General features: G+C 55.2%; 25 protein-coding genes and 2 pseudogenes. 15 read left to right on the top strand and 12 right to left on the bottom strand.

Annotation, left to right across the window (positions count from 1 at the left end; translation table 11 throughout):
- Nucleotides 1-248 precede the first annotated feature (248 nt).
- The 3 genes from CLU94_RS25540 to CLU94_RS25530 all read right to left on the bottom strand — a co-directional run bounded on the left by CLU94_RS25540 (nucleotide 249) and on the right by CLU94_RS25530 (nucleotide 2,650).
- The gene (locus CLU94_RS25540) at nucleotides 249-1,247 is read right to left on the bottom strand and encodes a FecR family protein (RefSeq protein ID WP_180278774.1); all 999 of its coding nucleotides are present in this window, start codon (nucleotides 1,245-1,247) and stop codon (nucleotides 249-251) included.
- Between the two features lie 123 nt (nucleotides 1,248-1,370).
- Nucleotides 1,371-1,886 carry an RNA polymerase sigma factor gene (locus CLU94_RS25535; RefSeq protein ID WP_099667710.1) on the bottom strand — a complete coding sequence of 172 codons (516 nt, stop codon included), beginning with the start codon at nucleotides 1,884-1,886 and terminating at the stop codon, nucleotides 1,371-1,373.
- A 2-nt stretch (nucleotides 1,887-1,888) separates the two neighbouring features.
- Nucleotides 1,889-2,650, bottom strand: coding sequence for a TonB C-terminal domain-containing protein (locus tag CLU94_RS25530; protein WP_099667709.1), 762 nt, complete (start codon nucleotides 2,648-2,650; stop codon nucleotides 1,889-1,891).
- A gap of 793 nt (nucleotides 2,651-3,443) precedes the next feature.
- Between CLU94_RS25530 and CLU94_RS28505 the strand changes: the two genes are divergently transcribed.
- Nucleotides 3,444-3,611, top strand: coding sequence for a hypothetical protein (locus CLU94_RS28505; protein ID WP_180278773.1), 168 nt, complete (start codon nucleotides 3,444-3,446; stop codon nucleotides 3,609-3,611).
- 144 nt (nucleotides 3,612-3,755) lie between these two features.
- On the opposite strand, the gene CLU94_RS25525 is transcribed toward CLU94_RS28505, so the two are convergent.
- Nucleotides 3,756-4,562, bottom strand: coding sequence for a hypothetical protein (locus CLU94_RS25525; RefSeq protein WP_099667708.1), 807 nt, complete (start codon nucleotides 4,560-4,562; stop codon nucleotides 3,756-3,758).
- Between the two features lie 40 nt (nucleotides 4,563-4,602).
- Nucleotides 4,603-5,178, bottom strand: a complete 576-nt coding sequence (locus CLU94_RS28215) for a hypothetical protein (RefSeq protein ID WP_143451549.1) — start codon at nucleotides 5,176-5,178, stop codon at nucleotides 4,603-4,605.
- 72 nt (nucleotides 5,179-5,250) lie between these two features.
- Between CLU94_RS28215 and CLU94_RS25520 the strand changes: the two genes are divergently transcribed.
- Nucleotides 5,251-5,769: an OB-fold nucleic acid binding domain-containing protein gene (locus tag CLU94_RS25520; protein ID WP_099667707.1), complete on the top strand. Its 519-nt coding sequence runs from the start codon at nucleotides 5,251-5,253 to the stop codon at nucleotides 5,767-5,769.
- Nucleotides 5,770-5,986: 217 nt separating this feature from the next.
- Here the strand turns inward: CLU94_RS25520 and CLU94_RS25515 are convergent, their stop codons facing one another.
- Both CLU94_RS25515 and CLU94_RS28885 read right to left on the bottom strand, forming a co-directional pair.
- On the bottom strand, nucleotides 5,987-6,775 hold the full coding sequence (locus CLU94_RS25515) for an ATP-binding protein (protein WP_306558490.1): 789 nt from the start codon (nucleotides 6,773-6,775) through the stop codon (nucleotides 5,987-5,989).
- Between the two features lie 54 nt (nucleotides 6,776-6,829).
- Nucleotides 6,830-7,162: an ATP-binding protein gene (locus CLU94_RS28885; protein WP_306558488.1), complete on the bottom strand. Its 333-nt coding sequence runs from the start codon at nucleotides 7,160-7,162 to the stop codon at nucleotides 6,830-6,832.
- 383 nt (nucleotides 7,163-7,545) lie between these two features.
- Here CLU94_RS28885 and CLU94_RS25510 point away from each other — a divergent pair, with 383 nt between their 5' ends.
- The gene (locus CLU94_RS25510) at nucleotides 7,546-8,193 is read left to right on the top strand and encodes a hypothetical protein (protein ID WP_143451548.1); all 648 of its coding nucleotides are present in this window, start codon (nucleotides 7,546-7,548) and stop codon (nucleotides 8,191-8,193) included.
- A gap of 627 nt (nucleotides 8,194-8,820) precedes the next feature.
- Here CLU94_RS25510 and CLU94_RS25505 read toward each other — a convergent pair.
- Nucleotides 8,821-9,708, bottom strand: coding sequence for an AraC family transcriptional regulator (locus tag CLU94_RS25505; RefSeq protein WP_099667705.1), 888 nt, complete (start codon nucleotides 9,706-9,708; stop codon nucleotides 8,821-8,823).
- A 133-nt stretch (nucleotides 9,709-9,841) separates the two neighbouring features.
- Here CLU94_RS25505 and CLU94_RS25500 point away from each other — a divergent pair, with 133 nt between their 5' ends.
- The 5 genes from CLU94_RS25500 to CLU94_RS25480 are packed head-to-tail and all read left to right on the top strand — an operon-like array spanning nucleotide 9,842 to nucleotide 12,884.
- Nucleotides 9,842-10,585 (top strand): SDR family NAD(P)-dependent oxidoreductase, encoded by a 744-nt coding sequence (locus CLU94_RS25500; RefSeq protein WP_099667704.1) that lies wholly within the window; start codon nucleotides 9,842-9,844, stop codon nucleotides 10,583-10,585.
- A gap of 17 nt (nucleotides 10,586-10,602) precedes the next feature.
- A complete protein-coding gene (locus CLU94_RS25495) occupies nucleotides 10,603-10,998 on the top strand; it encodes a VOC family protein (protein ID WP_099667703.1) in 396 nt (131 codons plus the stop codon).
- Nucleotide 10,999: 1 nt separating this feature from the next.
- Nucleotides 11,000-11,983, top strand: a complete 984-nt coding sequence (locus tag CLU94_RS25490; protein WP_099667702.1) for a saccharopine dehydrogenase NADP-binding domain-containing protein — start codon at nucleotides 11,000-11,002, stop codon at nucleotides 11,981-11,983.
- Between the two features lie 10 nt (nucleotides 11,984-11,993).
- Nucleotides 11,994-12,320 carry a nuclear transport factor 2 family protein gene (locus CLU94_RS25485; RefSeq protein ID WP_099668494.1) on the top strand — a complete coding sequence of 109 codons (327 nt, stop codon included), beginning with the start codon at nucleotides 11,994-11,996 and terminating at the stop codon, nucleotides 12,318-12,320.
- A 15-nt stretch (nucleotides 12,321-12,335) separates the two neighbouring features.
- The gene (locus CLU94_RS25480) at nucleotides 12,336-12,884 is read left to right on the top strand and encodes a nuclear transport factor 2 family protein (RefSeq protein WP_257218997.1); all 549 of its coding nucleotides are present in this window, start codon (nucleotides 12,336-12,338) and stop codon (nucleotides 12,882-12,884) included.
- Nucleotides 12,885-12,959: 75 nt separating this feature from the next.
- Here CLU94_RS25480 and CLU94_RS25475 read toward each other — a convergent pair.
- Nucleotides 12,960-13,106, bottom strand: a pseudogene (locus CLU94_RS25475) (transposase domain-containing protein); the annotation flags it as partial.
- A 633-nt stretch (nucleotides 13,107-13,739) separates the two neighbouring features.
- Between CLU94_RS25475 and CLU94_RS28210 the strand changes: the two are divergent.
- Complete coding sequence (locus CLU94_RS28210; protein ID WP_143451547.1) at nucleotides 13,740-14,168, top strand: hypothetical protein; 429 nt, start codon at nucleotides 13,740-13,742, stop codon at nucleotides 14,166-14,168.
- 201 nt (nucleotides 14,169-14,369) lie between these two features.
- Here CLU94_RS28210 and CLU94_RS25470 read toward each other — a convergent pair whose 3' ends face one another.
- A complete protein-coding gene (locus tag CLU94_RS25470; protein WP_143451546.1) occupies nucleotides 14,370-15,611 on the bottom strand; it encodes a hypothetical protein in 1,242 nt (413 codons plus the stop codon).
- Nucleotides 15,612-16,146: 535 nt separating this feature from the next.
- Here CLU94_RS25470 and CLU94_RS28205 point away from each other — a divergent pair.
- The 6 genes from CLU94_RS28205 (at nucleotide 16,147) to CLU94_RS25445 (ending at nucleotide 20,029) form a co-directional block, all read left to right on the top strand.
- The gene (locus CLU94_RS28205; RefSeq protein ID WP_143451545.1) at nucleotides 16,147-16,500 is read left to right on the top strand and encodes a hypothetical protein; all 354 of its coding nucleotides are present in this window, start codon (nucleotides 16,147-16,149) and stop codon (nucleotides 16,498-16,500) included.
- A gap of 372 nt (nucleotides 16,501-16,872) precedes the next feature.
- Nucleotides 16,873-17,118: a hypothetical protein gene (locus tag CLU94_RS25460; protein WP_099667699.1), complete on the top strand. Its 246-nt coding sequence runs from the start codon at nucleotides 16,873-16,875 to the stop codon at nucleotides 17,116-17,118.
- 54 nt (nucleotides 17,119-17,172) lie between these two features.
- Nucleotides 17,173-17,589, top strand: coding sequence for a hypothetical protein (locus tag CLU94_RS28200; RefSeq protein WP_143451544.1), 417 nt, complete (start codon nucleotides 17,173-17,175; stop codon nucleotides 17,587-17,589).
- A 59-nt stretch (nucleotides 17,590-17,648) separates the two neighbouring features.
- Nucleotides 17,649-18,200: a hypothetical protein gene (locus CLU94_RS25455; protein WP_257218996.1), complete on the top strand. Its 552-nt coding sequence runs from the start codon at nucleotides 17,649-17,651 to the stop codon at nucleotides 18,198-18,200.
- 15 nt (nucleotides 18,201-18,215) lie between these two features.
- Complete coding sequence (locus CLU94_RS25450) at nucleotides 18,216-18,770, top strand: HAD family hydrolase (RefSeq protein ID WP_099667698.1); 555 nt, start codon at nucleotides 18,216-18,218, stop codon at nucleotides 18,768-18,770.
- Nucleotides 18,771-18,868: 98 nt separating this feature from the next.
- Complete coding sequence (locus CLU94_RS25445) at nucleotides 18,869-20,029, top strand: IS30 family transposase (RefSeq protein WP_099667697.1); 1,161 nt, start codon at nucleotides 18,869-18,871, stop codon at nucleotides 20,027-20,029.
- Between the two features lie 945 nt (nucleotides 20,030-20,974).
- On the opposite strand, the gene CLU94_RS28935 is transcribed toward CLU94_RS25445, so the two are convergent.
- Both CLU94_RS28935 and CLU94_RS28930 read right to left on the bottom strand, forming a co-directional pair.
- Nucleotides 20,975-21,118, bottom strand: a complete 144-nt coding sequence (locus tag CLU94_RS28935; RefSeq protein ID WP_099667696.1) for a DUF4113 domain-containing protein — start codon at nucleotides 21,116-21,118, stop codon at nucleotides 20,975-20,977.
- A 285-nt stretch (nucleotides 21,119-21,403) separates the two neighbouring features.
- A pseudogene (locus CLU94_RS28930) lies at nucleotides 21,404-21,511 on the bottom strand (SOS response-associated peptidase); the annotation flags it as partial.
- Nucleotides 21,512-21,657 lie beyond the last annotated feature (146 nt).

Below are 21,657 nucleotides of genomic sequence, written 5' to 3'. Positions count from 1 at the left end.
CCTGGTCATTGAGTCGATGCCGTCCGGCTGCCCGTCTCGCCCCGGCCAGCCACATTCATGAAGGCCTTCCCCATCGCAGCCGAGTAGCGCCGGCGACAGGAAGAGCCCCTATGCAAGGGTGACGAACCGCACCACGCAAATACCGCAAACTTTTTTGAAACTATTTTTGTAAGCTCTGCGCACAGCGCCGGGGAGACGCGCGCGCCAACGTGCCGGGACTTGCCGTGCAACACGATGGAGCGAGCCGTTCAGCTCAAGAGCAGCAATCCCGCCGGCAGCGACCGTGCCTGCAGCTGAAACGATTCCTGCAACTGCCACAGCGCCAAGTCCAGCGAGGCCGTGAAGAAACGCCCGCTGACGGGCTTGTTGCGCACGGCATCGTTCATCAGCACCACGCGGCCGGCGCGGTAACGATTGATTTCGTCGAGCACGTCGGCCAGGGGGGCCTGGTCAAACACCAGCATCCCCTGGCGCCAGGCCGACACTGTTTTCGGGTCGATGCCGGCGATGTCGCCCAGCGAACTGGCGCCATAAACCAATTGCTGGCGCGCATGCAGCTGACGCGCGCCGGCCGGATGCTCCACGCGGACGGCGCCTTCGATACAGGTGACGCAAACCTTGCCATCGAGGTGGCGCACTTCGACCCGTCCGGATTCGAGCAGGCTGCGGCCAACGCCGGCCACGACGGCAAAGGCCGGCCCTGCCGCCCTCAGATCGATGGACGCTTCGCCCGTGAGCAGATCCAGGCCGACCAGCCTGCCGCCATCGGTCTGGCGGCGTATGCTGGTGCGCGTATTGAGGATGACGTCGACACCCTGGGACAGGGCCAGCGTGCGCTGTTCGCCAGGGGCGGTGCGCTCGTCTGCAGCCCACTCGTCCGGCCCCGGCCACAAGCCCAGGGGCGGATGGACCACGGCCACGCAGGCCACGGCCGCCGCGCCGATGGCAGCGCCGAGAAAAGCCCGCCGTCCGCCGGGCGCAAGCAGGGGACGGCGCGCGCGCGCCGGCACGGCTTCCGGCCTGGCGCGCAGCAACTCGCGGGCCGGGGCCTCAAGCGCATCCCAGCGCCGCTTCACGTCGTTGTACGCGGCCTGGTGCGAGGGACTGGACTTGACCCAGCGCCGGAACCGTTGCGCATCCACTTCGCGCGCGTCTCCCGAGGTGAGCAGGCGCAACCAGTTCCACGCCTGGGCGTCCAGGTCGGCGGACGAAGCGGCGCGGCTGTCCTTGGGCGGCGGCGTCTTCATCGTGTCAGGTCCAGCGGCCAGGCCGGGCCGCAAAGCAGGAAACCTGCGGGCTGCTGCGTGCTGCATGCATATGTTTTTTGCTCTCTCATACTTGATGACGAATGGCGCCCCGGAAAACCCGCATTATTTATGCTCCGCCGCCAGATAGGTGTCCAGGCGCTCATGGACGCGCTTCAATTCGTATTCGACCGTCCGCAACGACACGCCCAGCCGCTGGGCCGCCTCCTTTTGCGTCACGCCTTCCGCATGCACGAGCAGCGCGACGGCCCGGCGGCGCTCGGGCATGCGGTCGAGCAGCTGCAACAGGGCATCCAGGTCCGAGCGTATCTCGGCCGTGCGCGCCGGACCGGGGGCCGGGTCCACCAGTTCCTCCAGCAATGCATCGATATTATCGCCTGACAGCAGGCGGCTATGCCGGCGCTGCACGTCCACCGCGATATTGATCGCCATCCGGGACAGGTAGGCACCGGGGTTCTGGACGGGCCCAAGGTCCTCGCCGCCCTTGAGGCGCAGCCAGGTGTCGTGCAGCGCATCGCCGGCATCTTCCGCATTGCCCAGCTTGCGCGTCAGGCGCTGCTTGATGGTGGCGTAGTGCTTGCCGAGGTAGTTCAGCAGGAAAAGCTGCGTGCCTTCGGACATGGCTAGCCCTCCCCCTGCTGCTGGCCGCACTGCGGTCCCACGCCGGGGGCGCTGGACGCAACCATCATGGTCAGAGGCTGCCGTGCGATTGCCGCAGGTGGCAGGCGGCCGACGCGCACGCCGCGCACCGCGTGCAGCAATGCGGCATCGCGACGGGGATCGCCACTGCTGCCGAGCAGGCGGACGCCGCCGATGCGGCCATCCGTTTCCAGGTAAAACCGCAGCAAGGACGTGTAGTTGCCCGGCCGGGTACGCGCATCCGAGCACAGCGCCTGCCAGATACGCATCTGCACCAGTCCGGCATAGCCATCCTCGCTGAACAACTCCGCCATGCCATTGCGCGGCAAGGTGGATGCCGGTGCTGCGGATGCCACGGCGGCCTCTTTCAGAATGAAGGTCTGGCCCAGGCCAGAACTGCGCCTGTCAGCAACCAGTCCGGTACCTTCGAGCAGGATGCGCAATGCCGCTTCGGCCGAATGATGGCCGTATACCGCCGTGGAGGTACGGGCATGCGCGATATCACTGGAAAACAATGCAGGCTGTCCGGTGATGTCCGCATATTGGTTCAGCGCCGCATTGAGCGGCTGCGCCGGGATACTGAAAGCAAGGAGAGAAATAGCCGCATCCGAAACGGGATTGACACGTGCAGCACCTGTAGGCGGCAAATCGGGAGGAGCGCCATGGGCGTTCCCTGTTAATCCGATAAACCCACTCAGTACCCAGAAGAGCGCCAGCCCGTTGCAGCTCAAGCCGCCGACGTACATACGCACCCCTGTCGATCCCGCCACCGCGCGTTGCCGCGAGCGTCGTCAAGCCAGCAGCAGTGCTGCATGGGGCATGGCAGGATGACGGATCGAGTCGGCAAGGTAGCTGCACCATTCTGAAATGGTGCATAGTGGCATTCAAATGTGACGGTGTTGTTACATCAACACTGAATCGCCATGAGTTGCTATCGGTAGCTTAGACTCTTCTGATCCATGGTTTTTGAAGAATGAAAACCGATTGATGGTGTTAGGGGCTAGGGTGTTCTGCCAGGCGCTTGGCGTGCGATCTCGTCGCTGCCTGATCCAACGACGAGATCGGGTCTGGGTCTATCTCCCCTGCCCCGCAGAGACTCCTGCCGCGCACTAGCAAAAGCAGGCCTTCCCTGGCTATAGCTACCGGCGAAGGATGACATGTTCGACCGAGGCAGCAGCAGAGCGCCTGCTTTTGCGTACGATAGCGGCACAGTTGGCTACGATAAACTGGCCCGTCTTATGTTTCGTGCGCTCGGCAAGATCGGGGACTTTGCGCTCTGGTGGTGGACTAGTCATCATGAGCCTCCCAGCCCGCCCAATTGCGAAAAGCAGTATTTTGAGCGTCTGAAGAGCGTCTAGCGAACTCGTGGCGATTCAGTACGCTTCTCATCCTGTCCCGCATTTTTCGGGGTGGGCAGTGTATACAATCGTGTATTGTTTAGTGGATGAAACGGTGTACGGATTTGGGACTGACGGGCCACCCCTTTCGGGGCGGTCGCGGCAATGGTTTTGTGATGACGACGGGGAGAAAGCAATGTTGATGTCAGCCGCCGATCTGGCGCACATGAAGGGAGAGGCGGCAGCGCAGCCGGGGGATGCAGCGACGCCGGAACTGACGTTGGCCACGGCCGCTGAACACGGCTATCTGGCGGCCGATGCGCACCGGGCCGCTTTCGTGCAGGAATTTCTATCCGCGCTGGAACAGTAGCCCAAGCCGGCGCTGACACCGGGCATTGCAAGTGGGGGCGAAAGCCTATCCTGCCTTGGCATTTTTCTGACGTAGGAATTGGTAATACCAAGAATCGCGGGCCTACCGATGCCTGCCCGGCAGGCGCCAGTTGATCCGCCCGTATCACCAGTCTTTTACGCGCTGCGCCATCCAAGCGTCGGTCGGACCTATGCTGATCTTCAGCGAATAGCTAGGCTCGGCTAGTAACTCGGCTTTACTCATTGTCGCAATTTCCTTCGCCGCACGAGTTTCAACAGGATTCTGCGCACTATCTGTGCGGTCGACGCGGCTACCCCAGCGTCGGCGCCCATTGACGATAGTCGCCTCCACCCGTAGCCGCCCCTTAGTCATATCAAAGGCGTTCGCTTCCTCGGCAAAGAAAGCCGAATCGATAAATACGGCCTCCAGGTTGTTAAGGGTATCAAGATGAGCAGGACTATGCTTAAAGTCAGCACGAAATCGGGATTGCCAAGGTCGCGGATTCAATGCAAAGCCTTGAGCGCTGAGTTCGGCTTGGATTTCACGCATGCGTTTAACGACGCTGGATAGGGTCGAATAATCTGGCAACGCGTAGGCTCCGATCGCATAGACAGTAGGCTCACGACCTTGCTGCGGATGCGGCGGGCTGGTCGCAATATTTGTCGCCAGCGTCCGAAGTCCTCCAGCATCCGGAAGCCGCAACATGAGAGTACTATCCTCATAAATGAGAATATGAGGCACTTCGACGCGATCAAATGCAGGGTCACCTCGCATAAACTCTAAAGGAAAGTGCAACGAGGACTTCGCCTGTACCGTACTCACCGGCGCATCAAGAGCAAGCCGAATAACCGATTTTTCCTCTCTCGCACTTTGCGCTGCGGCTACGCTAGCCAAGATAACCACAGCGAATAAAGTGCCATATAGTTTGGTTCCGATTTTTAAGTCCCCCATTGTTTTTTAATAATAGGTTGAGCCAGCCCCTTGGCGTAACCTAATTGATCCTGGTTGTATTCAGTAAAGCTATTGCCGCTTTTCGATTGCCGTATCTGGTCGATGATTTTGAAACCGTTGCGAGCAATTGAAACCCGGTTTCTAGGCTGGTCAGATCCTCGCTGCCCAATGGTGCTTTGAGCCACAGAGAGCGCGAATCTGTTGAGCGTAAGCTGTCAGTAGTGGGATTCGCTCCCAGATGAATATTTAGACGGACCAGCGATACGCCAAAATTCTGAATGAGGAAAGCATTCGTCTTTGCAAAGTTTATCATTGCTGGCTTATTCCACATTATTTGGAGATTGCCTTGCTCATGGCCTCCGCGCCATCGGTCATATGCATCGTGGCCAGAGAACCCACATCCGCCAACACGCCCAGCTGTCCGCATGGTATCAGGGACCATCGCACGGATGCTGTCGGCACCTGAGCGTAGCGCAGAGCCGGCCTCCTTACTGAAGAATCTGTCACTGTGCTCAATCATTTGTGCAGTGCTGTCAAACGCATTGGCATAGGTATAAGACTCTGCCAAGCCGACTCGTACCGTATTCGCCGCAAAGATTCCAAGCTGCGTCCACATGAATTTTGGATCGGCAGCATTTAATGCATCATAGCGGGCAGCGCTCTGATAGCACTGACGGGCAACCGGCGCATGGCCTTGTGGGATGCCGCGGCGAGCGTGCCGGAGCGGGATTTGATGCGGGCGACGACCATTGCCGAACCCGTGCTGGATCTGGAGCTGGCGCCGCCGACGGAGGCTGATGACATCGTGGCGGACTACCGGCATGTGGGCCTGACACTGGGCCGCCATCCGCTCGCTCTCCTGCGTGAACGGCTCAACAAAATGCGCTTTGTACCATCGGATATTCTAAATACCTTCAGCGATGGTCAGCTGGCCAGGGGCTGCGGCATCGTCACGGTAAGACAGCGGCCCGAAACGGCCAAGGGGGTGATCTTCCTCACCCTGGAAGATGAATTTGGCACCATCAACATCATCGTCTGGCCCACGCTGGTGGAAAAGCAGCGCGCCGAACTGATGAATACCTCGCTATTGGGGGTGTACGGCATCTGGCAATCGAAGAGCGGCGTGCGCAACCTGATTGCCAAGCGGCTGGTCGATTGCTCACATCTGCTTGGACAGCTGGATACGAAGAGCCGGAATTTTCACTAACGCGTGTCCTTTCGCAATTAATGATGGCAACAAAGTGCCTACAGCAATCGTAGCGATTCAATCTGAATCCTCTGCCTGCGGCAGTGAGCAGCCAATTCAAAGCATATTTCCCAGGCACGGACACGTGCAGTTTGCCAACCGGTATCCCTGGCGGTCAGGTCTTGGACTGTGAAGCATGCGTGCAGGGATCTGGGCAGGCATGAGGACAAGGCTCCGATCAGCCAAGATTGGCCAAATTGCGCGTGAAATAGTCATTAAACATCGGAACAGTGAATACGATGTCTCCGTGAGATGGGCTGTAGATCATTCCTTTGCTGATTATCTGGGCACGGCGCGGCCCTAGGCTTTGCGAGGATTCACCAAGCACTTCGGCCACATCTGAAGAACGGTATGGCCCGTTCCCTAACCTCGCCATCGCGATGACATACTCGCGCTCTTTCGGAGTTAATCGATCGAAACGCACCTTGAAAAAGCCTTCATCCAGACGCTTCAGGGTGGTTGCTTCTGCCTGTCTTGCGTCATGAAGGGTGATCGTATCCCCGACGGCAAGGTTCCAGGATTGGTGGCCCCATTCCTGTAAAAAATAGGGGTAGCCTTTGGTTTTAAGGAATATTTCGGTTAGCGCCCCCTCATCGATAACTGCACCTTCTTCATTAACAGGTTGCCGGATGGCTGCCTTGGCATCGACTTCAGACAGGGCACCGACCTCTGGGAAGTGGAATAATCTCTCTGCATAGGATTTGGCTTCGCCAGATAATGCTGCTACTTGGGGTAATCCGGCACCGAAAAACAAGACGGGGAGCTCGCTCTGATTGATCTTGTGGAGCGAAACGATGAGAGCTGCCAGATCCTTCTGGCTAAGGTACTGGAGCTCGTCAATGAGGAGCGTCCAAGCCTTTCCTGCGGCTTTTGCAGCTTCGCCAATACGTACGAACAACTCAGGAAGATCGTTCTCCAGGTCGCCACTGTCTGCTACTCCTACTTCGGGATCGACGGAGATTGACATGTCTCCGTATTCAAAATTGAACACAGCGGCAAAGGATCGTAGCGCACGCAGTGCCTAGTATGCTTTGCCTTTAGCATTGTCGGTAAGAGAGAGCTTGCGTAGCACCTGATGTACGCGCGGCAAAAGCAATTCTCCTAGCGGCTTACTTTCCGGCGCTTCGATACTGGAAGTTAGATGGCCGCGTTCGTTGGCCATGGTCTCAACAGCATTCAGAAGCACGGTTTTACCTACGCCACGAAGGCCCAGGAAGACTTGAGATCGGCTAGGTCTTCCAAGTAAGGCTCGATCAATAGCCACGCGCGCATCATTGATAATCGCCTGGCGCCCTGCGAGTTCCGGTGGGCGGCTACCTGCGCCGGGTGCGAAAGGGTTTCTTACGGGGTCCATGCAACCTCCATTGATAAGAAATTCTAGTAAAGTATAAGCTTCTCACGCTATACATACTTATACTTTAGTAGATTTTGTTAGACTTCTATCCTTGTAGAAAGTTCCAGCGGGCTTCTTTTTCCCCGAGCACGGATTAGCCTTATTCGGCCATAAGCGATGGCGAAGATGTCATATCCGACTGGTGCAGCCGCAGCCGCAGCGAGCTTGTGTTGCAGGTTCACGTTTTGGAGGTTGATAACGATGACGTCGTCAACGTCTACATGGTGAATCGCCACCGCTATCTAGGTTAAAGTAGTGTGATCATCGATTCAATCCTCAAAAAATAGCCACACTTTTTAAAGCATTTAAAACCAAGTATGCAGCCCGATTTACTAAAGACGTATATGAACGCCCCTCCCATCTGCGACATGTGTGGTTTAAATTTCCCATCCAACGCCACTGTTTGCGCCTACTGCGGTGGCATTTTCGATATGCAGGAATGTGCTAAGACGGGAGCCGCTAGTTTGAGTAAACGGTGCCGGGACGAATTTGATTATCGGATTGCCAAAATTGAAAGTGAAATTTTCAAGGAAGCTGAAGCGCTCTACTTGTTGAACCTATTTGTCGGAAAGAGCGCATCGGACCTGGGTTACGAGCGAGAACTTGTCTTGGAAAACGAGGATACGTTCTACTTTCCACTTGGTGGGATCGGCTGCGGTGGGAATCTTGTCAGCAAAAGCCCTCTCCGTCTCATTTCTTTTGGTTCCTATATAGCGCCTAGCGCTCATATTTGGGCTTATTACCAAGGTATCAGCATGGCACCACTTGGTAAGGATCGCCAAAATAGTCTCAAAATCCTTCATATGAAGGATGAGAAAAATACGGTACGTGTGCTAAAAACCTTCTTGAATCCTAGGTGGGTCGAGCGCGAATTGGTCCCCAAGCTAACTACATTGCCCGTTGAAATTAACGGGATCGACCTTTACTTCGGGATTCGGGGCTTACTTGAAGCAATAGAAAATGAGTGGTTCAGTTTCCAGGTGTCGAATTAAGCGAGGCACAGACCGTCGGTTCTGCACGTTGTTAATCAAAGGGCAAAATTATCTTGGCATGGCACTTTTGCCCTCCCCATCGCCCCATGCTGCTTAGGCTCTTCTGATCCATAGTTCTTGAAAGATGAAAACCCGATGGATCGTGTTGAGGCCTGGGCGTCCTGAGAAGCACCTGGTGTGCGATCGCGTAGCAGCCTAATCCACCGACGAGATCGGGGCTGGCCTGTTTATCTCCCCTGCCCTGCAGAGACTCTTGCCGAGCGCTAGCAAAAGCAGGCCGGCGAAGGATGGTTTATCCGATCGAGGCAGTTGTAGAGCACCTGCTTTACGCGCGATAGCGGCACAGTAGGCTACGATAAACTAGCCCGTCATCAGCTTTGTGCGCATGGCCAGATCGGGTGCGCGCTGGCGGTGGAGTTGCGATTACGCCTGACGCGACATGGAACCTGACGGTATCACGCCAAAACAGAAGCTTGCCATGGCCGCTTAACCGAAAGCGTAAGTCCAGCACCGTATTGATCCGACCTTCAAATGGCTGGTGACCAACTAACCGCCTGGTGAGAGCAATTTTAAATCACTACCTGATAGACCAAGCTTGCGAACCGTCCAGGGGTGTTGGCTCGATTACTATTCCCCCCGCAGCTCTCGGGTGGCTTTCACAAGATCTCTAGAAGGTGGTAGGCCGAACAAGCGAGCATATTCCCGGCTGAACTGATTAGGGCTCTCGTAACCAACACTGAACGCAATCGAAGTCGCGCTGCCTTGGCCGGAGATGAGTTGTGAGCGCGCATGTAACAAACGTAGACGTTTTTGATATTGTAACGGGCTCAATGCCGTCACCGCTTTAAAATGGCGATGGAATGCAGAAACGCTGAACGCCGCCATCTCAGCGAGTGCCTCCACCTTTATCTGTTCGGTAAAGTTACGACGTATCCAGTTGATTGCAACACTAATACGTGAAAGTGCCGTGTCAGGCGATGCAATGTCTCGTAGCATCCAACCGAGAGGCCCCTGAAGCACACGAAACAATATCTCACGCTCATAAGCAGGAGCAAGCACCGCTATCTCGTCCGGCCGTTCCATTAGTCGCAGCATACGGATCCACGCGTCGAGCAGCTCACCATTGACCGGAGCAACCGAGAATCCTGAACCCAACAGCGTACTACATACCCGAACCGGCAAGTCACGGATAAGCGCAGCGACGATAGCGGGATCAAGCGTCAAGCTAACAGCCAGATACGCTTCGCCTGTCGCGGCAGGATGTACAGCCCCAACGGCAGGGAGATCCACTGACATCACAAAGTAGGTGGCCGGATCATAATGAAAAGTGCGGTCGCCAATCGTCATCGTTTTCGATCCCGTCAGTATCAAGTTGACCATTGGATCGTAGACAGCAGCAAGCAGATGCTCCGGAATCTCGCCCTGCACCATAGCGACACGTGGGATGCCGGTTTCGGTGCGGCGATTCTCGGCCCCTGCGGCCAGTGCTCTCAATTCTTGCATTTGCTGTTCCATGTTGAAACCCTAACAGGGGCCATCCCCGGATGCAATGGGAAAGCAGAAATAGGCAAGTTTTGAGGAGGATCGGGTGAGTCCGTTTTTGGCGGCAGTCTTACCATAGATCTCACTAATCTACTGGAGGAATCGAATGAAGATCGTCATCGTGACGGGCAGCAGCCGTGGCATCGGCGCCAGCACTGCACTGGAATGCGCCAAGCGCGGCATGGGCGTGGTCGTCACTTACAACAGCAATCCGGAAAAGGCGGAAGCGGTCGTGCAAGCCATCACCCGGACGGGCGGAAAGGCGGTTGCGCTGAAGCTGGACGTTGGCAACAGCCAATCGTTCGCCGATTTCCGCCAGGCGTTGTCTGGCCAGCTGGCCGCCGTCTGGGACCGAAACAGCTTCGACTTCCTTGTCAACAACGCCGGCCACGGGCTGTATGCGCCGATCGCTGAGGTCACTGAGGCACAGTTCGACGGTCTGTTCAACATCCACCTCAAGGGGCCGTTTTTCCTGACTCAGGCGCTGCTGCCGCTCATCGAGGACGGCGGCCACGTGGTCAACGTCACCAGCGCAACGAGCCGGGTGGCTACGGCGGGCGTGGCGCCGTATGCCGCTTTCAAGGCTGGTCTGGAGGTGCTTACGCGCTACATGGCCAAGGAATTCGGCGCGCGCCGCATTCGGGCCAACTCGATCGCACCGGGTGCGATCCGCACTGAGCTGGGCGGCGGACTGACACCGGAATTCGAGGCTATGCTGGCGGACCAGACGGCGCTCGGCCGGGTCGGTGAGCCGGAAGAAGTCGGCGGTGTTATCGCCAGCTTGCTGTCCAATGAGAACCGCTGGATCAATGCTCAGAACATCGAAGTCACGGGCGGCTACATCATCTGAATCAAGGAGAACGCATCATGCTCGATCACGTTTTTATCTGCGTCAGCGATATCGCTCGCTCGATTGCCTTTTACGAAAAAGCACTGGCGCCGCTGGGCATTGCCCATGCGCTTGACTACGACGGCCGCCAAGGCCCGGCAGGTCACCCGGACCTGAAGGGTTTCGGCGCCAACGGCCGCGTGTTCCTCTGGCTGCGCGAAGGTACGGCGGACGGCCGCGCCGCCCATGTGGGCTTCGTCGCCGATAGCCAGCGCATGGTCGACGCGGCCTTTACCGCGGCGATGGCCGCCGGCGCCACCGAAATCCATCCGCCCGGACCGCAGTTGCACTATGACCCACGCTATTACGCCGCGCAGGTGCGCGACCCGGATGGCTATAGCCTGGAATTCGTCTACAAGGAATGGCAGCACTGATATGAAGAAATTAATGATTTATGGCGCGACCGGCTACACCGGCCGCATGGCGGCGCAGTACGCCGCAGCGGCAGAAACGCCGCTCATCCTTGCTGGACGTAATGAGGCGACGCTCGTTTCAATATCCGCGATGCTCGGCCTGGAGTACCGCGTCTTCGCACTCGAAGACACCGCAGTGCTTGATTCATCACTCGGCGATGTTGGTGTCCTCCTCAATTGCGCAGGTCCGTTCGCAAGGACTGCCAATGTCCTGATGAAAGCCTGTATTCGCCAAGGCGTGCACTATCTTGACGTCGCCGCAGAACTTGACAGCTATCGTCTGGCCGAAATGCTCGACGTCGAGGCTAAAGCCGCAGGTGTGATGCTACTGCCGGGCAGTGGCGGCAGCGTGGCAATGCTCGGCTGCCTTGCTGGACACGCCGTCGCAAAGGCAAATAATCCATCGAGCATTCAAGTGGCCATGCATGTATCAGGTGGTTTGTCGCGAGGCTCGGCCGTCAGCGCCATGGGCAGCGTCACCGCCGAGACGCTTGCGCGCCACCGCGGAGGGCTGGTTGTGCGGCCGCACGGAACGGTCCGAAAACTCGACTTTGGCAAGGGGGCAGTGGATTGCTTTCAGGTTACCCTTCCCGATCTGATTACGATCTGGAAATCAACTGGCATTCCTGACATTGAGACGTTCGTCCACGTTACCGGTGACGGATTCCCTCAAGGTGATCTCTCGGCACTGCCGGATGGGCCGAGTGCGCAGGAACGGCTGGCCCATCGTTATCAGGCCGTCGCCGAGGTCACCAGTTCAGATGGCAGTGTTGTCCGCTCGATGCTTGACACGGTCAACGGCTACACGTTCACCGCTACCGCCGCCGCTGAGGCGGGCCGGCGCGCTCTCGCCGGCGAGCACCGCTCTGGTTTTCAGACCTCTGCCATGCTTTTCGGCAATGGTTTTGCCGAGACCATCGCCGACACTACGATCGTCGATGCTTGAGGAGCACTCCATGGAAAAGCTGGTTAATCAATTTATACGACTCGCCAATGCCTTTGACGTCGAGGGAACGTCGGCTCTCTTCACGCCCGATGCGGTCATCGAAGACGTGTCGGTTGGCAGTGCTTTCGCCGGCATCGAAGGTATTCGTCGCTACCTCGAACAATTCTTCATTGGTTATAGCACCACCAGCAAGTTATTGTCGCTAGAACAACCACACAACCTGGTGGCGCTTGTTCGCGTTGACTTCACCGGCACCTTTGGCCACGAGATTGGGTCTCTCCGGATCCAGGCCAACGCCGCCGGTCTGATCGAACGCATCGACGCCGATCTCGAGTAACCATTAGAGAAAACAATGATTGGCGCCTTCAAGGGTGCCGATGCCGGGACTGGCTGCATTTCGCAAGCCGCCGGTTCAGCAAAGGAATTACTTATGACCATGTCACCATCACTTGCCGACGAGGCCGCAGACCGGCTTGCGATAGTCGATACCCTGTACCGGTTCGCCGCTGGCATCGACCTTCGAGACAAGAACCTTCTATCCTCCGCACTGGCAGAAAATGCCATTTCGGACTTTCGCCCAGCTGCCGCCAAGGCCGGGTTTGAATATCCGGTAATTGAAGGTAGAGACTATATCGTTGCTGCCCTCACCGCCTCTCTCGCGACGTTGGATACGACTCACTCCATGACCAACCCACGTGTCACCATCGACGGCGACACCGCGCGGCTGGATGTGCTCGTAGAGGCCCAACATGTCCCACGGCAAGATCCGACTCGCCACTATCTGATGAAGAACCGCTACGATGTTGAGCTAAAAAGAAGCGACGACGTCTGGGTCATCACGAGGACCACTGTCGACAACGTCTGGCGTTCTGGGGATCCGGCGGTCCTTTCCGTCGTATAAGCGTCGGACCACAACCGTCTTGAACGGTCATTCAATTTGACCGATGACGTCCAAGCACTGGGAGGCGGATGTTGGTCAGGCAGCGTTTGAATGCCGAAGGAAATGCCATGGAGGGAACTCGTCCACGCGGTTGACGGGGTGATCACCGATGTGCGCCAGCACATGGCGCAGCCAAGCTTCGGGATCGATCCCGTTCAGCTTGGCAGTGCCGATCAGCGAGTAAGAACGCCTGACAAAGTGTATTCCAGAGAAACAAACGGCCGCGATGCAGGTCAAACTCACCTGACATCGTTTTCGGGGGGCCACCATGGCCAAAACACTTCTTCCTGACGACCTGTGGGCGCTGATTCAGCCTTTGGTACCAGCAGGAGCCTAGGTGCCCTGCCAAGTTCCTGGTGCGCGATCTCATAGCTGCCTGATCCAACGGCGAGACCGGATTTGGCCTGTCCATCTCCCCTGCCCTGCAGAGACTCATGCCGCGCTCAAGTAAAAGCTACTTGAGCTTCGGCGCGTTCCTGCACTAACGTTCCCGCGGCAAAACGCCTTGCGACGGCAATCTCGGGTTCCGCGGGGCGCTGGCAAGCGATTCGAGTTCTCTTTCGCATTATTTCCGTTCTGCAACGATGCATTTAAGTTAAAGTGTTGCGTTGACCGATTGAGTACGCAGGCGGAAGCGGACGGTGCCACTGAATCGCCGCCAGTAGCTTAGGCTTTCCTGATCCATGGTTCTTGAAAGATGAAAAACCGATGGATCGTGTTGGGGGCTAGGTGTTCTGCCTGGCGCCTCGTGTGCGATCTCGTCGCTGCCTGATCCAGCAACAAGATCGGGTCTGGCTAAATTTCAGGAGCGGTTGAATGAACTTAACTGTTGGAACTCTTATTTTAGGTACTAGACCTTTCAATGTCAGACGTGCGGTTATTTCTCGTCGAGAACACTTATGGGAAATTGAAGTTGAAACGGAAAGTGAAGAATTCGATGGCGAGCGCTGGGAGCCTAGGCTATATCATCAGGGTTTGTTAGCTAGCGCTTTTGAGAATGTGGGTCTAGAGGGAAAGCGGACTTCTTGGATCGCCACAAACGATAAAGGATATCCCCACCCCGAAGGTGGTTACATGTGTGTGCTTGGGCATCATGATGTCAGGTCGTGCATCGTGACGTTTGGCAATCAATCTGGGGGCCATCTGGAACTCAAGTGGTCTGGGAAGTGTGACGTGTTCTGGAATGATGAGTTTAGCGAAGATATCCCATTCGATTGCACCTGCATGGCAATAGTCAATGACTGAATGTGCTGTGGAAACGGACGGTGTCATTGGGTGCAAAACGTCCTCGCTAGCTTAGACTTTTCTGATCCATAGTACTTTGAAGATGAAAAACCAATGGATCGTGTCAGGGGCCTGGGCATCCTACCCGGCTCCTGGTGTGCGATCTCGTAGCGCATGGTCCAACAGCGAGATCGGGTCGAATTAGAACCTTTCCCTGTCAGACTAGCGTCGTCTTCCTTTGGATGCGCGTGCCTTCTCTTTACGCAGCTTTGCTTTTTCACGAATGACGTGCTGGTTCCATTGCTGTGCTGCGCGAGCGACCTCGGCATAGATGCCAGGGCTGAATTTCATGCTGGAAAACACGGCGAGCAAGACCGGCGACGGTTCGATCTTGTTTTGCTTAAGCATGTAAACAATTTGCCGTGAGAAAATCAGTGCCGACAAGCCGCTGCAAAATATACTGATTTGGTACCACAGCGCTTCGTGCTCCGGCATCGTCTTTGATTGCACGCTCAGCAAGACCAGAATCGTGATGGCATACAGGCTGGCAAAAAGAATGCACAACGCCATACGTATGCGCAGCGGAAGCCTGCGGCCAGCCACTTTGATAGTGGCGCATTCGTGGATGGCAAAAATCGCATACAGAAAAAACGGCAAGCCCAGTAGCGCCAAATCAATGCTGTACCAGCTATAGCGCTCGGATGACAGTGTAAGCAACAGCAGCAGTGTCAGCCCTGTGATACCGCATACAAAAAGGTCCGTTTTGTTATCGGCGTAAAATTTTTGCCAGAATGGCGAGCTACCTCCCGCCAATGCAACCGCAAAATCTGATAGATACAGTGTCGCTACGCCCCACATTGCTGAGCCGAAGGCCAATTTGTACGTCGACTGCAGCAGTCCGCTCGATGGCAAAAACAGTCCCCATATCGTGCCGATTAGAATAGCGCCAATCATCAGATACTTCGTTACGTTAAATGGGAGAATCAGGTCACTCAGGGTGGGCGCACCAATATGCTTGACTAAACTTGGCCAAGTCATAAGTAGTACCACGCCTAACATGACGCCTACCGTCGCGCCACAGAAGACCAAATAGGCTAACGCGGTTTGCGTGTGCATTCCCTGCCGCGCAGCAAGGCTTGTGACGAATGTTCCGCCATGACTGCCTTCCCACTGTCCATATATTCCGGTCGCTACGGCGAGCACGGCACCGGTGAGTAGCACCAGCGCGAGTTGCGATGCAAATTTCTTCCGCATAGCCAACAGATCAGCCGACCGGCACGAGGTCAGGGCAAACACGCTGGAACAGACCAAACCTGGCACCACTCCCAGTATTAGACCGAATAGTGCTGCATGCTCCCATGTTGCAGAATTGTTAGTGCTGGCAGTAAAGCCACTGGAGATGAACCAGCACAACAGCGCTATCAGACTGAAATACAAAGCACTGACAGCGGTGCCGCAAGTCACGCATAGTGCTGCGGTGCCTATTGTTGGTAGAACTGGTTTCACCGACACCTCTGCATAGTCACTGGGTCCTACAAATATTCTTCAATCCACAATTCTCGCATGACCTAATAATTGAGTGTCAAGTGAATTGCCACCAGTTGCTTAGGCTCTCCTGATCCATAGTTCCTTAAAATGAAAGATCGATGGATCGTATTAGGGGCTTCGGTGTCCTGCTGGACTCCTGGCATGCGACCTAATAGTTGCCTGATCCAACGACGAGATCGGGTCTGGCCTGTCTATCACCCCTGCCCTGAAGAGACTTCTGCCGCGCGCTAGCAAAAGCTGCTTGAGCTTCGCACGGTTTCTGTATGAGCTTTTCCATGATCAAGCACTTTGTGACGTTGTAGCTGAGTTTTTGCGGGGTGTGGCACAATCGATTCGTGCCTACTTTTACATTTTTTTTGCTCTGCAACGATATATTTAGATTAGAGTGTTGCAGCCACCGATTGAGTCCGCAGCCGCAAGCTACCTTTCAAATTCATTGAACTTAGACCTAATGGAAACTTTGAGCATAGTGGTGCTGGCGTTAATTTTCTTGTCTTTACCTATCACCATTGCCTGCGGAATTCTTGTCGCGCGGCTAAAAATAATTCGCGCGGGTGGACATGGAGCGGCAGGATGCGTTCTACGCTATATTGCGCAAGGCTTGGGGATGCCGATAGTCGTTGTTGCTCTGGTTTCTGCCTTTTTGATGCTCCTCACCATTGGCGGTGGCCCTGCATGGATTTGGCCTATCTTTTTCTATGGTCTCGTCACCTACTTTGCCATTGGTTGGGCCCTGGCGTGGATAGCTGTGGGATGTTGGTTTCTTGCGAAGCATTCTCTTGCTAGGATGAATCGCCAAAAGTAGCTAGGACAATCATGATCCATAGTTCTTGAAAGATGAAAAGCCGATGAATCGTGTTGGGCCCGGGCACCCTGCCACACTCCTGCTGTGCGATCTCGTAGCAGCCTAATCCAACGACGAGATCGGATCTGGCCTGTCTATCTCCCCTGCCCTGTAGAGACTCCTGCCGGGCCGAAGCCATAGCTGCTTGAGCTTCGGTGAATTCCGCCATGAACTCTTCCATGGCAAAACGCCTTGCGACGGCAATCTCGGGTTTCGCGGGGCGCGGCGTAATCGATTCGGTTTTTCTTTCGCATCATTTCCACTCTGCAACGATGCATTTAAGTTAAAGTGTTGCGTTGATCGATTGAATCTGCAGCCAAAAGCAGCCGTTCAATGATGGGTTCAATTATGAAATTTATGCAATACGATGTCGTTAAGATTGTGGCATTTAACGTGCAACAGGCCGTATTTTCTGATGAGTCCAATCTTCAGCAGCCTGCAGTCGGTGATGTCGCAACTATCATTGAAATTTACTCATCACCTCCGGGTTACGATTTGGAATGCAGTGATGCAGACGGTATTACACAATGGCTAATTGCGTTTCGACCTGAGGATGTGGTGCTAGAGTTGCGTCGCTAATTCGGCCGAGATCGGCCACAAGCAGTCGCTCAGCAAACCTACTAAATTTTTCGAATGAATAAAAAGCTGTTACTCCTATCCATTGTTGCCTATATCGAATGCGCGTCAGCCGCTGGAAGCTCGGATGGAATCGGCAATAAGGAGCTACCCGCTGGTGCTGTGCTAATGTGCGGCGAGCATGTAGTCGGTGAAGCTTCCGGCAAGCCTGTACACATCGACTGGCAGGCGTTTGGGCTGAATGAAGAGGCTGAGGGAACAGTGCAGTTCTATCAATCTCAGTTTGGTCGGCCACCCGCCACCAACAGTGATGGCCAAAGCTACACCTGGACCATTAAAGGCGAATACAATGAGTTGCAATATTCAGTGAAAACTCCTAGGGCTGATGGACCATGGTCTGGATGTGCGAAGCAGCCTACAGACTTTAAAGCGGTAGTCCTCATCTCCAACGCAATTTGGGTAAATGGTCGTTGACTGCTCGGTTTCGGCCAGGAGCGGACCTTCAGCGACCTATGCTAAGTCGATAAAAATGTATGGAGATATCAAAAGTGCACCTAGAATTGATCCGCGACCTTGCTGGCACCTTCCCTACAGTTGCTGAACCTGAGTCCGTACTTAGTGCCAAGGTATGGTATTGCAAATACAAGAGTCTCTTACCGCTGTCCCAGATGCGCAACTTGGAAGAACTTGTAATCGCTGGCTTTCCTGATGATTCGTTTGAATTTCTTGGGAGGCTTGAAAAGCTGCGCGTCCTGCACATACTTCATATGCCAAAGATTAGCAATATCGCACCGCTTGCCAAATTAAGGCAGCTGAAATCGGTATCTTTGGCGACGCTCCCAAGTTGGGACGCGTCAAAGAAGATCACCACCATTCAATCGCTTGAACCATTGGCTGCAATCCCGGAGCTGGCCTATCTGGAGCTTTTCGGTGTCTGCCCGCCAGACAGATCGCTTGTCCCTCTCGAACGATGTAGGTATCTTCAAACGGCACGTATCTCAAACTACCCTATGATAGAAATCGATAGGTTTTTTTCTGAAACAAGAATCATCAACAAGTTCAACCCCGAACCTTCATTTTACTAACCGGCACCGTCCGCTATGCCGTGGAATCTGCAAACGGGGGCAACCGGCCAGGAGCGGACAACGAAAGGCATGAACATGGCGCGGGTCCGACTGATTGTCTTCGACTTAGATGAAACCTTGGTGCATGCGACTGAGGTTGCCTTACCTTGTGCTCACTCCTTTCGCATTGGCCCATATTTTGTCTATGTACGACCGTTTGCATCTGACCTGATCAGGTTCTGTGCATCGCACTTCGATATGGCAGTCTGGTCTTCATCGAGCGAACGCTATGTCGAGATAGTCATCGCGGAGCTGTTTGGAAATTCCTATCCCGTTGCATTTTCATGGGCGGTATCAAAGTGTGTTCAGAAGGTTGATCCGAAAAGTAACGGTTATGTGTACATAAAGGACCTGCGCAAGGCGTTGAAGCACGGGTATGCCGCAGACGAGATCATCATGATCGATGACAGTCCCGAAAAGCTCCAGCGACAACCCATGCGGCATCTTTGCCTAACTGAGTTCACAGGTGATCCGTGTGATACGGAACTTCTTGGCGTTATCGAACGCGTTAAGGCGATGGCTGAAATGTAGTCAGCGACGGCCTGAAGCGAATGTCTGCAATGGGGTGCGGATTCAATCGGTGGTCGCAACACTCTAACCTAAATTCCTAGGTTACAGGAGTGTTGAAGATGAAACAGAAACCACGCATTTATTACACCGAGACGCAGAAGGCCTTGATGTGGGAACGCTGGAAGCAAGGCGACTCTCTGCAGATGATAGCCCAGCTGTTTAATCGGAATCACTCGTCGATACAGCGGATTCTGGCTGAATCTGGTGGCATACAGCCAGCGCAGCGATGCCGTTCCAGACTGGCGCTGACGCTGGCCGAGCGCGAGGAGGTATCGCGTGCCATCGTTACCGGCGTATCCATTCGCGCACTTGCCAGACGCCTCGGACGCGCACCATCGACCATCAGCAGGGAACTCAAGCGCAATGGTGGCCGCGAAGCATATCGTGCAACTCAGGCGGATCAGCATGCTTGGGATCAGACGCGGCGCCCCAAACCTTGTAAGCTGACGAAGAACCGCATGCTGGCCAACATGGTTGCCAGCAAGCTCCAATTGCAGTGGTCGCCGGAGCAGATTGCTGGTTGGCTCAAGCAGCTGTTCACGAGCCACGAGGAGTATCACGTGTCGCACGAAACCATTTACCGCAGCCTCTATATCCAGGCCCGAGGCGCCCTAAAGAAGGAGTTACTGGAGCACTTGCGCCGGACGCGTGCCATGCGCCGCTCTCGTCATCACACCCAAAAGACGGACAACCATGGCAGAATTGTCGACGCCGTGCCGATCAGCGAGCGTCCAGCGACGGCAGCGGATCGAGCAGTGCCCGGGCATTGGGAGGGCGACCTGCTCTGCGGCAGCCACAACAGCCAGATCGTGACGTTGGTTGAGCGCCAGACGCGCTATGTCATGCTGATAAAAGTCGTTGCCAAAAATACCGAAACGGTGGTCAACGCATTGATCGACAATGCCCGCAGGCTGCCTCAGGAACTATATAAGTCACTGACCTGGGATCGTGGCAGCGAGCTCGCCGGGCATAAACGCTTTACATTGGCCACCGATATCCAGGTCTACTTCTGCGATCCACAGAATCCATGGCAGCGCGGTTCAAATGAAAATACCAATGGCCTGTTGCGCCAGTATTTCCCCAAGGGGCTGGATATTTCTACTTATTCACAAGAGCAACTCGATGCGGTAGCCAGACGACTCAACGAGCGCCCCAGGAAGACGCTACACTACCAAACACCGGCTCAACGATTTGAACAGTGTGTTGCGTTGACCGATTGAATCTGCAGCCGGTAGAGGACAGTCAGAATGCCGCAGTGTACGAGGCCGTTGCTTTGAAAGCAAGTGAGAGGAATATCAGGCGTTCTAAGCCAGCTTGACGTGAAAACGGCCGCATGAAGCGGCCGTATCGTTGGGGCTGGGCGGTGGATTAAAAATCCCATTGCCCCAAGTTCGTATTCCGACAAGATGTAAAATCCTAAGTCATTGAATACAAACGAAAATTTTTCTGGGAAGTGCAAGTTTCTAACTTGCGACCCCTGCAGTGTGAATGCCATTGAAAGCGCCATTTTGCAGGGTTCTCACAGGGAGTGTTTCGTCATGACTATCAAGAGAAGTCGCTAAATTGCACCAAATTACACAGGAAATTACACAGGGCTGAAATGCTCAAAAGCAAGGGAGTTACATCGACCTGCAATTCCAGATATGACTATTGGGCGAAACAAGGAAGGGGATGCCAGCACTGGCTGGCACCACGACTATACCGACACGAGGATGGGAGCGCGGGAGATCCTGCCTTAATTGCCGAAAAATCCAAATGAACAGCCTCCCCCAAGCATGCCCCTCCCTCCCCGATATTCCGCAAGATAAATGTAATATTTCCAACAAACCGCTGGCTGCGGTGTAATCTGTACATATAGGCAGTATGCAAACATCCACAACCTGGGAGGATATATGCCTTGCATTGATCATGAATACAAGAATTGTCCCGCTTATATTGAATTGGCCGACGGTAAGTATTGCACAGTACCGGGATGCCAACGTCAAAAGGCCATCACCCAAACCTCAAAAGCCTTGTTCGAACACCTGAACAATGATTTGGAGGATGTTGTCATTCCAGGCAAGACAGGCGGTAGACAGGGCACGATCTAAGAGGGCACGGACATCGACAGTACCATGCTCGTTAAAAGTTGCACCGAGACATCAAAATCTAGCGCAGCTACTTGGTTATAACTCTCGGCAACTCCAGCTCGCTGGGTAGCGAGGCGCTCTATTTTCTGAAAACATAGCCCACCGCCGCGTCAGGTCTGCCGAACCCAGACGCACCGTATTAGGGCAATTACGTTTGCTTGTGATATCCAGCGCGGCCATTGCCAAACCGGAGCGCCCCCTTCCCCACTCGTCTCCGCCACCAGAGAACCGTCCAACCAACTTAGGCACTGATCAGGATCAAGGCTCATCACCATGCGCTTTTCATCATCGGGCTTGTGGAAGCGCTGCATCAGCGGATGCCTGTCGGCGTTGATCGTCAGCATCGAGAACGACAGCAACTGATCCCCGGGCGGTACTGCCATATGCCGGCTCTGGCCACCGGGCCACCGTCGGCACGCTCGATGCGCCAGCGCACGGGCTTGCCATTTCGTAGTTGGGTTCGAAGAAGTTGGCGGCCGGGATGATGCAGAACTGCTTGCACTTCCAGGCGCTGCGAAAGGATGGCTTACTGGCCACCGTCTCGGTGCGGGAGTTGTAGGTCTGGCGGGCCAGCTTCAGATCCGCCTAATGAGGCACCAGGCCAAACATGGCGGGAGCGATTTCCAGTTCACCGGGCGCTTCGTGAGAGCCGCGAAGGATGGGCGCCATGTAGCCGGGCCATGTCTCGGGTGACAGGTCAAGCAGCGGGTATCCGGTTC

It is taken from the genome of Janthinobacterium sp. 13 (genome assembly GCF_002749695.1).
GTDB lineage: Bacteria > Pseudomonadota > Gammaproteobacteria > Burkholderiales > Burkholderiaceae_D > Janthinobacterium > Janthinobacterium kumbetense.
The sequence above is the reverse complement of the archived record's forward strand: the minus strand, read 5'-3'. Positions and strand labels throughout refer to the sequence as shown.

Excerpts from the sequence above, each read along its gene's own strand:
- CLU94_RS25540 (WP_180278774.1), bottom strand. The coding sequence starts at position 1,247 with ATGAAGACGCCGCCGCCCAAGGACAGCCGCGCCGCTTCGTCCGCCGAC.
- CLU94_RS25535 (WP_099667710.1), bottom strand. The coding sequence starts at position 1,886 with ATGTCCGAAGGCACGCAGCTTTTCCTGCTGAACTACCTCGGCAAGCAC.
- CLU94_RS25530 (WP_099667709.1), bottom strand. The coding sequence starts at position 2,650 with ATGTACGTCGGCGGCTTGAGCTGCAACGGGCTGGCGCTCTTCTGGGTA.
- CLU94_RS28505 (WP_180278773.1), top strand. The coding sequence starts at position 3,444 with ATGTCAGCCGCCGATCTGGCGCACATGAAGGGAGAGGCGGCAGCGCAG.
- CLU94_RS25525 (WP_099667708.1), bottom strand. The coding sequence starts at position 4,562 with ATGGGGGACTTAAAAATCGGAACCAAACTATATGGCACTTTATTCGCT.
- CLU94_RS28215 (WP_143451549.1), bottom strand. The coding sequence starts at position 5,178 with ATGTGGACGCAGCTTGGAATCTTTGCGGCGAATACGGTACGAGTCGGC.
- CLU94_RS25520 (WP_099667707.1), top strand. The coding sequence starts at position 5,251 with ATGGCCTTGTGGGATGCCGCGGCGAGCGTGCCGGAGCGGGATTTGATG.
- CLU94_RS25515 (WP_306558490.1), bottom strand. The coding sequence starts at position 6,775 with ATGTCAATCTCCGTCGATCCCGAAGTAGGAGTAGCAGACAGTGGCGAC.
- CLU94_RS28885 (WP_306558488.1), bottom strand. The coding sequence starts at position 7,162 with ATGGACCCCGTAAGAAACCCTTTCGCACCCGGCGCAGGTAGCCGCCCA.
- CLU94_RS25510 (WP_143451548.1), top strand. The coding sequence starts at position 7,546 with ATGAACGCCCCTCCCATCTGCGACATGTGTGGTTTAAATTTCCCATCC.
- CLU94_RS25505 (WP_099667705.1), bottom strand. The coding sequence starts at position 9,708 with ATGGAACAGCAAATGCAAGAATTGAGAGCACTGGCCGCAGGGGCCGAG.
- CLU94_RS25500 (WP_099667704.1), top strand. The coding sequence starts at position 9,842 with ATGAAGATCGTCATCGTGACGGGCAGCAGCCGTGGCATCGGCGCCAGC.
- CLU94_RS25495 (WP_099667703.1), top strand. The coding sequence starts at position 10,603 with ATGCTCGATCACGTTTTTATCTGCGTCAGCGATATCGCTCGCTCGATT.
- CLU94_RS25490 (WP_099667702.1), top strand. The coding sequence starts at position 11,000 with ATGAAGAAATTAATGATTTATGGCGCGACCGGCTACACCGGCCGCATG.
- CLU94_RS25485 (WP_099668494.1), top strand. The coding sequence starts at position 11,994 with ATGGAAAAGCTGGTTAATCAATTTATACGACTCGCCAATGCCTTTGAC.
- CLU94_RS25480 (WP_257218997.1), top strand. The coding sequence starts at position 12,336 with ATGATTGGCGCCTTCAAGGGTGCCGATGCCGGGACTGGCTGCATTTCG.
- CLU94_RS28210 (WP_143451547.1), top strand. The coding sequence starts at position 13,740 with ATGAACTTAACTGTTGGAACTCTTATTTTAGGTACTAGACCTTTCAAT.
- CLU94_RS28205 (WP_143451545.1), top strand. The coding sequence starts at position 16,147 with ATGGAAACTTTGAGCATAGTGGTGCTGGCGTTAATTTTCTTGTCTTTA.
- CLU94_RS25460 (WP_099667699.1), top strand. The coding sequence starts at position 16,873 with ATGATGGGTTCAATTATGAAATTTATGCAATACGATGTCGTTAAGATT.
- CLU94_RS28200 (WP_143451544.1), top strand. The coding sequence starts at position 17,173 with ATGAATAAAAAGCTGTTACTCCTATCCATTGTTGCCTATATCGAATGC.
- CLU94_RS25455 (WP_257218996.1), top strand. The coding sequence starts at position 17,649 with ATGGAGATATCAAAAGTGCACCTAGAATTGATCCGCGACCTTGCTGGC.
- CLU94_RS25450 (WP_099667698.1), top strand. The coding sequence starts at position 18,216 with ATGCCGTGGAATCTGCAAACGGGGGCAACCGGCCAGGAGCGGACAACG.
- CLU94_RS25445 (WP_099667697.1), top strand. The coding sequence starts at position 18,869 with ATGAAACAGAAACCACGCATTTATTACACCGAGACGCAGAAGGCCTTG.
- CLU94_RS28935 (WP_099667696.1), bottom strand. The coding sequence starts at position 21,118 with ATGGCCGCGCTGGATATCACAAGCAAACGTAATTGCCCTAATACGGTG.